This is a genomic window from Alcaligenes sp. SJTW-7, from assembly GCF_047716895.1.
Taxonomy (GTDB): Bacteria; Pseudomonadota; Gammaproteobacteria; order Burkholderiales; family Burkholderiaceae_B; genus Alcaligenes; species Alcaligenes ammonioxydans.
Genome location: NZ_CP136682.1, coordinates 319,128 through 332,284 on the forward strand (window position 1 = coordinate 319,128; position 13,157 = coordinate 332,284).

At 60.6% G+C, this 13,157-nt stretch carries 11 protein-coding genes; all 11 read right to left on the reverse strand.

Annotated features, from left to right (window positions below):
- Positions 1-78: 78 nt before the first annotated feature.
- Positions 79-1,329, reverse strand: a complete 1,251-nt coding sequence (gene entS / locus RSQ48_RS01415; RefSeq protein ID WP_219235469.1) for an enterobactin transporter EntS — start codon at positions 1,327-1,329, stop codon at positions 79-81.
- Positions 1,330-1,332: 3 nt separating this feature from the next.
- The gene (locus RSQ48_RS01420) at positions 1,333-5,256 is read right to left on the reverse strand and encodes an amino acid adenylation domain-containing protein (RefSeq protein ID WP_415302058.1); all 3,924 of its coding nucleotides are present in this window, start codon (positions 5,254-5,256) and stop codon (positions 1,333-1,335) included.
- A 21-nt stretch (positions 5,257-5,277) separates the two neighbouring features.
- The gene (locus RSQ48_RS01425; protein WP_003804459.1) at positions 5,278-5,523 is read right to left on the reverse strand and encodes a phosphopantetheine-binding protein; all 246 of its coding nucleotides are present in this window, start codon (positions 5,521-5,523) and stop codon (positions 5,278-5,280) included.
- Positions 5,520-7,166, reverse strand: a complete 1,647-nt coding sequence (locus RSQ48_RS01430; protein WP_003804457.1) for a (2,3-dihydroxybenzoyl)adenylate synthase — start codon at positions 7,164-7,166, stop codon at positions 5,520-5,522. The genes RSQ48_RS01425 and RSQ48_RS01430 overlap by 4 nt, the downstream gene beginning before the upstream one ends.
- Positions 7,167-7,207: 41 nt before the next feature.
- A complete protein-coding gene (locus tag RSQ48_RS01435; protein WP_230406232.1) occupies positions 7,208-7,894 on the reverse strand; it encodes a 4'-phosphopantetheinyl transferase family protein in 687 nt (228 codons plus the stop codon).
- Position 7,895: 1 nt separating this feature from the next.
- Positions 7,896-8,612: an ABC transporter ATP-binding protein gene (locus RSQ48_RS01440; RefSeq protein WP_003804453.1), complete on the reverse strand. Its 717-nt coding sequence runs from the start codon at positions 8,610-8,612 to the stop codon at positions 7,896-7,898.
- Positions 8,609-9,367, reverse strand: a complete 759-nt coding sequence (locus RSQ48_RS01445) for an ABC transporter ATP-binding protein (protein ID WP_003804451.1) — start codon at positions 9,365-9,367, stop codon at positions 8,609-8,611. The genes RSQ48_RS01440 and RSQ48_RS01445 overlap by 4 nt, the downstream gene beginning before the upstream one ends.
- Positions 9,364-10,302, reverse strand: a complete 939-nt coding sequence (locus tag RSQ48_RS01450; protein WP_131071196.1) for a branched-chain amino acid ABC transporter permease — start codon at positions 10,300-10,302, stop codon at positions 9,364-9,366. Before RSQ48_RS01450 ends, RSQ48_RS01445 begins: the two co-directional genes overlap by 4 nt.
- Positions 10,303-11,172, reverse strand: coding sequence for a branched-chain amino acid ABC transporter permease (locus RSQ48_RS01455; RefSeq protein ID WP_415302059.1), 870 nt, complete (start codon positions 11,170-11,172; stop codon positions 10,303-10,305). It lies immediately after the preceding gene.
- An 8-nt stretch (positions 11,173-11,180) separates the two neighbouring features.
- On the reverse strand, positions 11,181-12,383 hold the full coding sequence (locus RSQ48_RS01460) for an ABC transporter substrate-binding protein (RefSeq protein WP_336579929.1): 1,203 nt from the start codon (positions 12,381-12,383) through the stop codon (positions 11,181-11,183).
- A gap of 251 nt (positions 12,384-12,634) precedes the next feature.
- Positions 12,635-13,096 (reverse strand): MarR family winged helix-turn-helix transcriptional regulator, encoded by a 462-nt coding sequence (locus tag RSQ48_RS01465; protein WP_059318470.1) that lies wholly within the window; start codon positions 13,094-13,096, stop codon positions 12,635-12,637.
- Positions 13,097-13,157 lie beyond the last annotated feature (61 nt).

Here is a 13,157-nt window from a genome sequence, read left to right on the forward strand (position 1 = left end):
GTTCGGTCGACAAGACGGTCCATGCGGGAAGTCTTTCTACAGGCGTGCAGCAGACGTGGGTAGAGCAGAATCGGGGTCTTAGGCATGGGGCGGCCCATCCTGATTGCGGACCGAGCGCAGGCCCTGATTGAGCACGCCGAAACCACAGGCGACGGCGGCGCAGGCCAGTCCGCCAGCCGCGACGGCCACGGCTGGCCCCAGCAGGCGTGCCAGATAGCCCATCTGCAGATTGCCCAGTGCCTGACCCAGGGAGTATTGCGTCATCCACAGGCTGGAGACGCGGCCCAGCAGGTAGTCGGGGGTGTGGTGCTGCACCAGTGCCATGCGCATGATTTTGGAAATCGTATCGGCCGCGCCCATGATGGCCAGGCAAACCAGCGCCCATCCCAGGGACGCTTGCAGGGACAGTGCGGCAACGGCCAGACCCCACACCAGAACGGCGATCACGATGGCTGCGCCTGGGCGCGAGACCTGTCGGCACCAGCCGCTGGACAGCGCAGCCAGCGTTGCCCCCACCGCAGGAGCGGCGTAAAGGTAGCCGGTTGCCGTCGCTCCCATTTGCAAAATGGAGTCGCCCCACTCGGGCATCAGGGCAAGGGGAGTCGCCAGAATCAGGGCGGCTAGATCAATGAGCAGCAGAGCACGCAGCAGGGGGTGGGCGGCGACAAATGTCAGGCCGTCACGCAGGGATTGAAGTGCATTTTTCTGGGGCTGTTTGCCCGCTTGCGGCGGCAGCGGGGGCAGAGCGCGCAAGAGCAGGGGGGTGACGATGACCCCGCACAGCACAATCACATAGCAGAAAACCAGGCCGGGGCCAGAGATCAGGACGCCAGCCAGCGCGGGCCCAATAATGCCGCCCAGCTGCATAGCCAATCCGGAAAGAGCTGCCGCTGCCGCCAGTTTGTCACGACCGACCAGCGCCGGAGTGGCGGACATCATGGCCGGCACGCTGATGCCACCCGCGGCGCCGCCAATAGCGGCGGCTACGTAAATCAGCCAGATCTGGGGAGTGGGCAAGAGGGTGTTGAGCAAAAACAGCACGACGCTGATGATGTAGACACTGCGCGACCAGACCATCAGGCTGCGTCTGTCCAGACGGTCGGACAGAACTCCGCCGGCAATTAAGGCCAGCACCATGGGAGTGGCCATGGACACGGTCAGAAAGGCGACGGCGACACTGGATTTGCTCAGATCATAGAGCTGAACGCTGGCGGCCACCATCAACATTCCGGTTACCAGCACGGTGGCGGCACGGGCGAAGTAGGCAAAGCGAAATGCCCGGCTTTCGATCAGGGGTGAGATATCCAGAAAAAAACGTCTTACAGACATGGTTTATATATTGAGTTCAGGTTGGGCTTGTGCGTGTTCGGCACTTGCCATGGCCGTGTCCATTAGCGGAGCCATGACGGCCACGGCTTCAGTACCGGTCAAATGGGCGTGTAGGCAGGCGATGTCGTGGACCTCCAGCTGTTCTGCGTAAGGCTTCCACAAACCGGGATGCAATTGTGTGCCTGCGTGATCCAGCGCCGCGCGGAAATACAGCAGGGGGCCGTCATAGATGCGATGCTCGTGCAGGCGCACCAGGCGGTTATTGTTTTCCACCACCTGAAATACGCTGTCCAGACGCGTGTCGGGCAGCTCGGCCAGCGGGTGACCGCTGCGCTTGAGGAAATCCACCACACCCTGACGCGTCAGGGAAACGTCGGGCAAGCTGTCCGGATCATGGCCCGCAATATGTAGCAGCGCCTTGTAGATGGCGTTGGGCTCGGGCGCTGGCTCGTTACGCCACGCATCGCTGGGGTAGGCGTCCAGCAAGGACAACATGCCTACCAGTTGGCCGCGACGACGCAGCTCCACGGCCATGGCCTGAGCAATAATGCCGCCCACGGACCAGCCTGCCAGATGGTAGGGGCCCCTAGGCTGAACGTGCTCGATACGATCTACATATACCTTGGCCATGGCGTCCAGGCTGCCATCCAGGTCCAGCGAGGAGTCAGACAGCACGCTAGCCTGTAAACCATAAACAGCACGGCCTGGGGGCAGATGACGCGCCAGCGCGCCATAGCACCAGGACAAGCCACCGGCCGGGTGAATCACAAACAGTGCGGGCTGATCGTTCTGCCCCGGACGCAAGGTGATGAGAGGACCAAAACCATCGGCGGTTGCATTGCCTGACTGATCCAGATGTCTGGCCAGGCGCGCAATGGTGGGGTATTCAAAAATAGTGCCAATCGACACGGCCTGACCGCGTGCTTCACGCAGCAGCAAGGCCAGCTTGGCGGCCAGTAAGGAGTGCCCGCCCAGGGCGAAGAAGTCGTCGTCGGCGTAAAAGGCCTCGCTGCTTTCCAGCACGCTGGCGAAAGCGGCGGCGATCTGGTGTTGAGTGGCACCTTCCAGCGGCAAACCGGCTGCACGCACTTGCAGCGCAGGCACCGGCAGGGCCTTGCGGTCCAGCTTGCCGTTGGCCGTCACCGGCAAGGCATCCAGGCTGATCCAGGCGCTGGGCACCATGTAGGACGGCAAGTGCTCGCCTACATAAGCGGCCAGTGTCTTGTCCGTGCATGGGCTGTCTGCTTGCGGCACCCAGTACGCCACAATGGCCATGTGTCCGGGTACATCTTCACGAGCGATAACGGCAACGTGGGCCACAGCGGGGTGACGGGCCAGCAGAGCTTCAATTTCTCCCAGCTCGATACGTTGACCACGCAGCTTGATCTGGTGATCGGAACGACCCAGGAAAACCACGGCACCATCCTCACGCCAGCGGGCTACATCGCCGGTGGCGTACATGCGTTGCCCATGCAGGGCATAGGGGTCGGGTACAAAGCGTTCTTCTGTCAGATCCGGGCGGCCCCAGTAGCCTTGTGCCAGCTGACGGCCAGCCAGGTACAGATGACCAGCCACACCGGGCGGTACAGGTCGCAACTGCTCGTCCAGGATGTACAGGGCCGTGTTCCACACGGGAAAGCCGATCGGAACAGGCTGGGAGTGGTCTTCACGCGAAGCGGGCCAGTAGGACACGTCCACGGCGGCTTCGGTGGGGCCATACAGATTGTGCAGTTCGGCATTCAGCAGAGAGTGGAAGCGGTCGCGGGTAGCGGCCGACAGCTCTTCTCCGCTGCAAAACACCAGACGCGGCGCCAGTCCACGAGCAACAGGCTCATCCAGAAAAGCATTGAGCATGGAGGGCACAAAATGCAGCACCGTGATGTGTTGTTCGCGGATCAGGCGGGCGATATGGGCCGGGTCGCGGTGTGCTTGCGGGGGCGCCACGACCAAGGTCGCGCCCGACAGGAAAGGCAGAAAGAACTCCCACACCGACACGTCAAAGGTGGCGGGGGTCTTTTGCAAAATGCGATCGCCGGCACCCATGCCGTAATGGGTTTGCATCCACACCAAACGGTTGACGATGGCGTCGTGGTTGACCAGCACGCCTTTGGGTGTGCCGGTAGAGCCGGAGGTGTAGATCAGGTAAGAGGGATCGTGCGGGCCTGCGGCGGTCCAGGCTTTTGCACTGCAAGCCTGTTCAGGCTGAGGAACCAGCAGGGAGGCGTTCAGCGTGCAATCGGGCTGGCCGACCAGCAGGCGCGGTTGAGCTGCCTGCAAGATGGTGTTCAGACGATCGGCAGGCTGGTCCAGATCCAGTGGCAAGTAGGCGGCCCCCGCGCGATGGATTGCGAGCAAGGACAGCACCAGCTCCATAGATCGGGGCAGGGCCACGGCCACGATATCGCCAGTTTGTACGCCTGCCAGACGCAGTTGCGCGGCCAGATTGGCCGTTTGCTCGTTGATCTGGGCGTAGCTCAGCTTCTTGCCTTCAAACTCCAGACCGGTTTGTTCCGGGTGGGCGACAAGCTGGGCCTGGATCAAGGCCCACAGCGTGGTTTCAGGAACCGGGTGAGCCGTCTGGTTGACGGCCTCAATCCAGTGATGATGTTCAGCATCGGTCAGGGTTGGTACGGCAGACAGGGTATCGGCCTGCAAAGCACGCAACAGGAATTGTTCCAGACGGACAAGATGGGTTTGAATCTGCTCGTCGGTGTACAAACGGGGGTTGGCTTCCACTTCCAAGCGCAGACCGCTGGCATCGGGTTGAGCGCGGAATGTGAAATTCAGATCTTCTACGGGCCCGGCGCACAGCACTGACTGGCTGGCACTCAGGCCCGCCTGCTCGTAGGGGGCGTCAAAGGGCAGCACGTTGATGATGGGGCCGTGCAGGCGGCGCATGCCGCCCAGCAAGCCCAGATCACGGCGCAGTTGCTCACTGCGATAACGACCATGACGACGTGCCTGGCGCAGTGCTTTGGCGACCTGGATCAGATACTGGTTTACAGGCAGGGATTCATCGATCTGCAGACGCAACGGGGCCACGTTCATGACCGTCGAAACAATGCGGGCGCTGATATGGCCCAGACGGCCCATCCAGGGCACGCCCACCGTGCATTCGTCCTGGCGGGTGTGACGGCGCACATAGGCGGCGGTCAGTCCCGTCAGAATGTCTGGCCAGCTGATGTCGCTGCTTTGTGCCAATGCTTGCAGGCTGGCCGTCAGCTCCGGTGTGACGGCGCTGCGTGCCAGCAGGAAATGATGGTCGCTCAAGGCCTGGGATTCGCTCAGGCTTTGTGCGGGTTGCGCATCGCTTAAGGTGTCCAGCCAGAACTGCCTGTCCTTGCTGCGGCGCTCGCTATCCCGATAGATTTGATCGTCATCTTGCAATAGAGTGAACGACTCCAGCTCATGCCCATGATCTTCACGGCCACTGAGCAAGGCCTGGTAGCGCTTGACCACACGCGTCTCGATCAATGCCATGCCATAGCCGTCCGCGGCCAGATGATGGATACGCTGATACCAAAGATGGTGCTTGGGCCCCAGCACAAACAGGATGTGTCGTGCCAGTGGTGCAACGGTCGGGTCCAGCGGAGTGCGCAGGTCGGCCATCAACAGGGTTTGGGCTTGTTCTGCACCATCGGCATGCGAGGACAGATCAACAACCTCCAGCTGAATCGGCTCTTGCGGGCGCAGATACTGGGCTGGGCCGTCGGGCGTATCGACCATGCGCAAGGTCAAGGCGTCGGCTTCTGCCAGCGTCAGATTGATGGCTCGGGCAAACAGCGCCGTGTCCAGCGCCGAATGAATATGCGTGCAGTGCCCGGTATTGAAAATCGGGTTAAGCGGGTCCAAACGCTGGGCGTACCAAAGACCTTCTTGTGCTTCGGTCAGGGGGCGCAATGGCAGTTCGGAAGGGGGGCTAAACATAAGCGTGTTGCAGTAAGAAAATCAGCGGCCGTTTTGTTGGGCACGCTCGATCAGCGACCACCATTGGCCCAGAGTGACCACGGAGGCCATTTCGGAAAATTCAATCGGCGCGCCCGCCTCGCGCCAGCGGGTGGCCAGGGTCATGACGCGCATGGAGTCCAGGCCCAGGTCGATCAGGTTGTCATCATCCAGAATGTCCTGGGGATCTTCGTGCAGCATGGCGGCAATATCGGCCCGCATGCGTTCCAGGGTAAGTGCTGTGCTCATGATTGCTCTTGTGTCGTGTTCTCGAGTTGTTCGCGCAGTTGGGCGCGCAGTTCCTTGCGGCTGATTTTCAAGGCCGCAGTTTCCATGAAACGATCCACAAACACGATCTGGTCCGGCACTTTGAAGTCGGCCAGACCGCGGCTGCGTATCCATTTCTTCAGTTCAATCGCGCGTGGTTTGTCATCCTTGGGGATGATGAAGGCACAGCTGCGCTCGCCCAGGAATTCGTCGGGCACCGATACCACGGCGGCGTCAAAGACTTGCGGGTGGGCCAGCAGATGATCTTCAATTTCCTCGGCGGAGATTTTTTCGCCCGCACGGTTGATATGGTCGGTGGCACGGCCCTGAACGATCAAATAGCCCTCTGGCGTCATGCGCACCACGTCGCCGGTGCGGTAAAAGCCGTCCTCGGTGAAGGAGCGGGCATTGGCCGACGGATTGTTGTAGTAAGCCCGGATCGTGTAGGGGCCACGAGTCAGCAGATAGCCAGGCTGGCCCGGGGCGACCGGATTGCCGTTGTCATCCACGATCAGTATTTCATCGTCCGGGCTGATAGGACGGCCCTGGGTGTTGATGATGATGTCCTGCGGATCGTCCAGGCGGGTGTAGTTCACCAGACCTTCGGCCATGCCAAACACCTGCTGCAAGGTCACGCCCAGCGTAGGGCGTACGCGTTTGGCCGCCTCGGCATTCAACTTGGCGCCGCCAACCTGAATGACCTTCAGCGAGTCCAGCCTGGCGTGGGTCTTGGTGGCCGCATCCATCCACAGCATCAGCAGCGGGGGAACCAGACTGGTGTCGGTCACGCCTTCGCGCTCGATCAGCTCAAAGCAAACGTCCGGGCTGGGGGCAGGACTGAGCACCACTTTGGCACCCGCATAGAGCGCACCCAGAAAGCCGGGCGAACTCATGGGGAAATTGTGTGCAATCGGCAAGGCGCCCAGGAACACACTGTTCTCGGTCAGACCGGCAATCTTGGCACTTTCGCGCAAGGTGTAGATGTAGTCGTCGTGCGTGCGGGGAATCAGCTTGGACAAGCCCGTGCTACCGCCCGAGATTTGCAGGAAAGCCACTTCGGAAGGCTGGGCCGCCGAGTCGGGCACGTCCACATCGGCCGCATGGCGTTGCAGTTGTTCCAGCGCGACAAATTCCTGAGCTTGGCCCACGATGTACACCTGCTCTACCTGAGGACAGCGCTCGCGCAGCTCGCGCACCAAAGGCAGATAATCAAAACCGGCATGCGTATCCACACCGATATAGGCGCGCGCCTGGGCAGTGTTGGCAAAGTGCTCGACTTCGGTAATGCGGTGTGCCGGCAAGACGTACACGGGCAGGAGACCTGCACGGAACAAGCCAAAGATAACGCTGACGAATTCAGGAATGTTGGGCAAGTGAACCAGAACCCGGTCGCCCTTGCGCAAACCGGCTTGCAGCAGGCCCGCCGCGATCTGGCTGGCGTACTGATCCAGCGCGCCGTACGTCCAGCGCTGGGTGCCGCCCACAATGGCTTCCCGCTCGGGGTGGCGTTGTGCTCGTGTGCGCAGCAAGGCGCCAAAGGTTTCCCCTTGCCAATGTCCTGCATCGCGGTATCGCTGGGCAAAGGCGTCAGGCCAAATTTGTTTAACAGGAATAGATGTCATCATGGTAATGAGAACTATTACATAAATAAGCAGGCTTGTCAGGTTTAGTCGTAGTCAGTCAGCTGGCTGTCAGGCAGTTGAGCGCTGTCCAGAAAGCGGATTGTCCAGGATGGAAAGGGAGTATTCAGGCAGACCGCAGCCGTGTAATTGGCGGCTGGCCGGCTGCTGTGTACGACCAGTCCCTGCAAGATGGGATGGGTGGATTGTACGGTGCAACCGCCCTGCGGGTGGGCGTTCAACCATAATTCTTGAGGCGGAATATGAAAGCCTGTTCCCGCATGCTTCAAGGCAGCTTCTTTGCCGCACCAGAGCGCGTAAAAGTCCAGATCGTTTTTTAGCCATGCACGTTCGGCGTGGACGCTGCAATGTTCTACCAGCCCGGCTCGCACGGGCAGCCGCATGGCTTCAATATCGACGCCTATGCTTTGATCGGCGATGCCCAACAACACGCGATCGCCGCTGTGCGACAGGCTAAAGTGCAGATCGGGGTTATCCAGATCCAGCACGGGCTTGCCATGCTCCAGGTTTTTGACAGGAACAGCGTGTGGCGCGCAGCCCAGCAGGGGAGCCAGAAAATGGCGCAAGGCACCGTGAGCCAGCAGGCTCAAGTGCTGGTCGGACTGGCGCTGGCGGCGGGCGATGGTGGCTCGCAGGCTGCCGGGAACCTGGTCCTGTAACCAGGATTCCAGGCCAGGGGCCAGGGGCAAGGACAGGCTATACACCGAGAACATGTCAAAGGCCCAAATGGCGTTGCAGCAGTGCGGCATCCTGACGCAACTGGGCCGCAGGGCCGTCGTAGACCAGATGGCCGTGGCCCAGCAGCAAGGCACGATCGGCCAGCTCCAGGGCCAGGCTCAGATTCTGCTCGGCAATCAGCACGGTAATGCCTTGTTGGTTCAAGGATTGCAGTTGGGGCAGCAAGGTATCTTGAATGGTCATGGGGGCCAGGCCCTCGCTAGGTTCGTCCAGAATAATCAGGGAAGACTGCGTCAGCAGGGCACGGGCCAGGGCCAATAACTGACGCTCGCCCCCGCTGAGCGCAGAGCAGGAGGATTGGCGACGCTCGTACAGCCGCGGCATGCCGTCGTAAATGCGTTCCAACGTCCAGCGGTCCCTGGTTTGCGGACGATGGGCCAGGCCAGCCAGACGTAGACTTTCCTGCACGCTCAACGTCGGGAAGCGCCCCCGCCCCTGCGGCACCAGGGCCATGCCCAGCAGGGCGATGCGGTACGTGGGCATGCCTTCAATGTCCTGACCCAGCACCTCAATCTGACCTTGCCACATGGGGCCCATATTGAACAAACAGTGCAGCAGGCTGGTCTTGCCCGCGCCATTGCGGCCCAGCAAGGCCACGCTTTGCCCGACGGGGATGGACAGATTGATGTCGTGGAGGATGTCTGCCCGATCGTAATGGGCCGTCAGGCCGGAGATGCTCAGTGCGTTTTTCATACCGTCTCCAACGCCAGTTCGCCTAAATAGGCCTGTCGCGCACCCGCGTGCTGGCGCACGGCCTCGGGCGTATCGCAGGTCAGCAACATGCCGCCGGACAGCACGGCAATACGGTCACATTCTTGAAAAACAATATCAATATCGTGGCTGATCAGCAGCACGGCACATTGACCCCGCCTGGCATGGACCAGTGCCATGACGTCACGAGACTCGGATTCGGACAGGCCGGCGGTAGGCTCATCCAGCAAGAGTACGCGGGGTTGCTGAGCCAGGGCAATCAGTACATCCAGAATGCGCTGTTCACCATAAGACAGTGCGCTGGCCAGTTGATGGCCGCGGCCGGCCAGCGCGCTGTGTTCCAGCAGCGCCTGGGCTGCGTGCTGGCTGGCGGCACGGGCCGCTTTGCGTCCCCACCACTGGTAGCCACAGTCTTTCTTGATGCGTACTGCCAGGCTCAGGTTTTGCAGCAAGGTCAGCTCAGGGAAGATCCGGCTGGTCTGAAAGCTGCGCACCAGACCTTGACGAGCCCGCTCAATGGGGCCCAGGCTGCGCAGATCCTGGCCTTGTAGCAACACCTGGCCGCCTGTGGGGCGGGTAAGCCCGCTGATGATGTTGAACAGCGTGGTTTTACCCGCGCCATTTGGGCCAATCAAACCCAGCGTTTCGCCGGCGCGTAGTTCCAGACTGACGTCAGTCAGAATAGAGAGGCCGCCTACCTGCAGGGCCAGTTCGCGAGTGCTCAGTAAAACGCTCATGCAGACCTCTTGCGTCGTTCCGCCAGCCCATGGGGCATGAACAGAACCGTCAGCACAAAGATCAAACCCACCAGCAACTGCCACCGATCGGTATAGGAGCTCAGGTAGGTCTGGGCAAACAGATAGAACGTAGCGCCGATGAATGCGCCGCGCCAGGTACGTATGCCACCGATCACGCCCATGATGATCAGCGTGGCCGAGAAGCTCCAATGCACCTGCTGCGGGCTGACGTACTGATTCGCAAAGGGATACAGCCCGCCAGCGGCACCGGCTATCGCACCTGCAATCATGAAGGTGTAGAGGCGGATACGCCATGCCTGATAACCCAGGGCGGCCATCCGCAAAGGCTGGTCGCGCAGACCAGTCAAGGCCAGACCGATAGGAGCGCGGCTAAATGAGCGCAGCAACAACCAGCAGATGATAGCCAGCAGCAGGGCCAGAACCATCAAGGTATAGGGGGCGCTCAAGGGCAGTTCGCCCAGGCTCAGACGCGGGAAACCGCGCAGGCCATCGGCGCCGCCGGTGACATCCCGCCAGCGAAACGCCACTTCCCAAATCAGTTGACCGGTAACGAGCGTGGCTACCATGAAGAACAGTTCGGAGCTGCGCAGGCTGATCAGTGCCATCAATATGGACAGCAAAGTGCCTGCCGCCATGCCGACCAGAAGCATCAGGGGCAGGGATGCGCCCCAATACTGACTGCTGATGGCCGTGGCGTAGGCAGCAAAGCCAAAAACGGCGCCATGTCCCAGAGAGACCAGTCCCCCATAACCGATCAGCAGATTGATGCTGAGCACGGCGCAGCCGATCAATAGGGCTTCGGTGCCAAAGCGCCATAGAAACGGGTCGCCCCAGGCACGGCTGCTGAGTACGAACAGGCAGGCCAGGGCGGGCCAAAGTCCAGTGCGCAGCCGGTGAATGTTGAGCGTGTTCATTTAAACCTGTCGGGTAGCGGACTTGCTCAGGCCGTTGGGCCAGCACAGCAATAGACCCAGCATCACGGCCAAGGTGGCGGCGTTGGCAAAGGCTGGGACCCAGACGCGTGCGAAGGTGGTGACAAAGCCCAGGATCAGTGCGCATAGCAAGGTGCCGCGCACTGAGTTCAGGCCACCAATGACCACAACCAGCAAGGCCAGCAACAGGATTTCTTCATCCAGACCGGGGTAGACCGATAGCATGCCTGCCCCCAACGCCCCGCCCAAGCCCGCCAGAGCGGCAGACAGGGCCATGCCGATGGCGAGCAGGCGGCGCGAGTTCAAGCCCAGGGTTTCGACGATCTGCGCATCGTGCACACAAGCGCGAATGGCCGCGCCCCAGAGGGTGCGATCCAGCAGAAACCAGAACAGCAAGGCCAGTGTCAGGCCTGTGACGATCAGAAACAGGCGGTAGGTGGGAAAAGGCAGTCCCAAGATCCACACTCCGCCCCGCAGCACGTGTGGCAGCATGGGCGATAGCGTGTCGGCGCTGAAACCCCAGCGCATCAGGTCCGCCAGAATGACGGACAGGCCGTAAGTCAGCAGCACCTGCATCAAGTGGGTGCGCTGGTAAAAGCGGCGAAAGGGGAAGCGATCCAGCAAGAAACCCATCAGGCCGCACAGGGCAAAGGCGGCGGGAAAAGCCAGCCACCAGGGCGCGCCCGAAGCCAGCCACTGGACGCTGATATAGCCGCCCAGCAAAAAAAAGGAGCCATGCGTCAGGTTGATGAAGTTCATCAGGCTGAGCACCAAGGACAGGCCCAGCCCTGCCAGCATCAGCAGGGCTGAAAAAGACAGGGCATTGAGGATTTGGAGCAGAAAGTAAGACAAGGCGGAGCTCAAGAACGTGGGCCGGGGTCCTGGATGCGCTGGTAAGTGTGAACCACGGTGTTAAACGGGCGGCCCTGGTCGTCTTGTTCAACCCGGTTGACGTAAATGTCCAGAATTGACTGGTTGTTGCGCGGGTCAAACGCCATGGGGCCAAAGGCGGTGTTGATTGGCTGATCCAGCAGGGCTTGTTTGAAGGCGGCCTTGTTGGACAGATCGCCCTTGACCGCTTCCAGCCCTGCCTGGATGACCTGGCCGGTGACGTAACCGGCGGTGCTGGCCTCGCCGGGCAAGCGTCCCCGGCTGGCCTGGTAGGCGGCCACAAATTCCTGGGCCGCTGCCGCGCCTGGCGATTGGTGAAACGTGCTGACTCCTCCCAGGGCGGCCTTGCCGACCGTGGCAATTACGTCTTCTTGGTCATACAAGGCACCGGGGCCGACAATCTGGATTTTGCCGTGCAGCTGATAGTCCTGCATTTGCTGATGGAAGCGAACCGCATCAGCACCGGCCAGAAAGGTGTATACGAAGCGGGGGTTGCTGGCGGCCAGATTCATCAGGATAGGCGCGAAGTCCGGCGTACCCAAGGGGGTCCAGATGCGCTCCCCCAGGGTGCCACCCTGCTCCTGGTAGGTCTTGGCAAAATCTTCAATGTATTCGCGGCCTGCGGTGTAGTCCGAGCCCAGGGTGATGCCGCCGGATTTCTCGATCTGCTCAAAGGTCCACAAGGCGCCGGTGTGACCCAGCATCCAACTGGTTTTGGTGGGACGAAAGACGTAAGGGCTGGCTGCCCCCCGGGCCAGATCATTGGCTGCCGCATTGGAGATGAAGGTTGGCAGTTGGGCATCATGCACGATGTCACGAATGGCCAGCGCGATATTGGCGCTGATCACCCCGCCCAGAATATCGATCTGGTCGCGCTCGATCAGCTTGCGTACTTTACGGATGGCTTCGTCCGGCTTGCCGTGGTCATCTTCGACCAGCAATTGAACCTGGCGTCCGCCCATTTCGTAATTGCACTGTTTCAGCAACAACTCCAGGCCAGCCCGCATGCTTTCTCCCAAGGAGGCAAAGGGGCCGGACAAAGAGGTCAGCAAGGCAATTTTCAAGGGGCCGTCTTGCGCGCGAAGCAGGCGAGGGACGCCAAAGAGCAAAGGACCGGCCGCCGCGGCCAGCAATAGCCGACGACGTTCAGCGCGCGTAGAAGAAAGAGTCACGAGATCTTGTTTCCGTAAGAGAGCCACGGTTGCCTGGCAGGACATCTCAGGCGGGTGACTGCGATACTAAATGTTAATCATTATCATTTTATGGGCTTTTTACCGGTAAATAAAGGCTCCTTCAGGATGAAGGACGATTTCAAGTCTGGTTCACCGGCCGGACATGGCCTGTTTTTGAAGAAGGCGCAGTAGCCTGGGCATAAAAAAAGCGTCTACCTGGACGCTGGGGTGAAGCAAGGCAAGCACTGACCTTAGGGCGTCGCCCCGTTGATATTGGCGCGAATGCGGTTGAGAAATTGGCGCAGTAGGGCGAGCTCCTCAACCGAAAAGCCTTGAATGGCACGGTGATGAATGTCCAGCGCGGCAGGCAGGACGCGCAGAAAATGCTGTCGACCCTGTTCATGCAGATGGATGAGCACGCGACGCTGATCCAGCGGATCAGCCTGGCGCGACAGGTGACCGGCGTTTTCCATAACGACCAGGGCGCGTGACAACGTAGTTTGATCCACGTCGGTGTATTGCGCCAGGGTGCTGACGCCCAAGCCATCGGTTTCATTCAGAAAAGCCAGTACCCGCCAATGCAGCAGAGTCAGGTCATGGCTGCGCAGCAAGGTCTGAAAGTCGGCATTCAAGGCCGAGGTGCTGCGATTGAGCAGATAGGGGATGAAGGTATCGTGCCCGGTATAGGCGTCGGTCAGAGGGCGGCTGGCCATAGTGAAGCGGCTTCCTTGAGGCAAAAAAAAGCAGGCTACCCGTTCTGAGTGATTGAGTCAG

Excerpts from the sequence above, each read along its gene's own strand:
- entS (WP_219235469.1), bottom strand. The coding sequence starts at position 1,329 with ATGTCTGTAAGACGTTTTTTTCTGGATATCTCACCCCTGATCGAAAGC.
- RSQ48_RS01420 (WP_415302058.1), bottom strand. The coding sequence starts at position 5,256 with ATGTTTAGCCCCCCTTCCGAACTGCCATTGCGCCCCCTGACCGAAGCA.
- RSQ48_RS01425 (WP_003804459.1), bottom strand. The coding sequence starts at position 5,523 with ATGAGCACAGCACTTACCCTGGAACGCATGCGGGCCGATATTGCCGCC.
- RSQ48_RS01430 (WP_003804457.1), bottom strand. The coding sequence starts at position 7,166 with ATGATGACATCTATTCCTGTTAAACAAATTTGGCCTGACGCCTTTGCC.
- RSQ48_RS01435 (WP_230406232.1), bottom strand. The coding sequence starts at position 7,894 with ATGTTCTCGGTGTATAGCCTGTCCTTGCCCCTGGCCCCTGGCCTGGAA.
- RSQ48_RS01440 (WP_003804453.1), bottom strand. The coding sequence starts at position 8,612 with ATGAAAAACGCACTGAGCATCTCCGGCCTGACGGCCCATTACGATCGG.
- RSQ48_RS01445 (WP_003804451.1), bottom strand. The coding sequence starts at position 9,367 with ATGAGCGTTTTACTGAGCACTCGCGAACTGGCCCTGCAGGTAGGCGGC.
- RSQ48_RS01450 (WP_131071196.1), bottom strand. The coding sequence starts at position 10,302 with ATGAACACGCTCAACATTCACCGGCTGCGCACTGGACTTTGGCCCGCC.
- RSQ48_RS01465 (WP_059318470.1), bottom strand. The coding sequence starts at position 13,096 with ATGGCCAGCCGCCCTCTGACCGACGCCTATACCGGGCACGATACCTTC.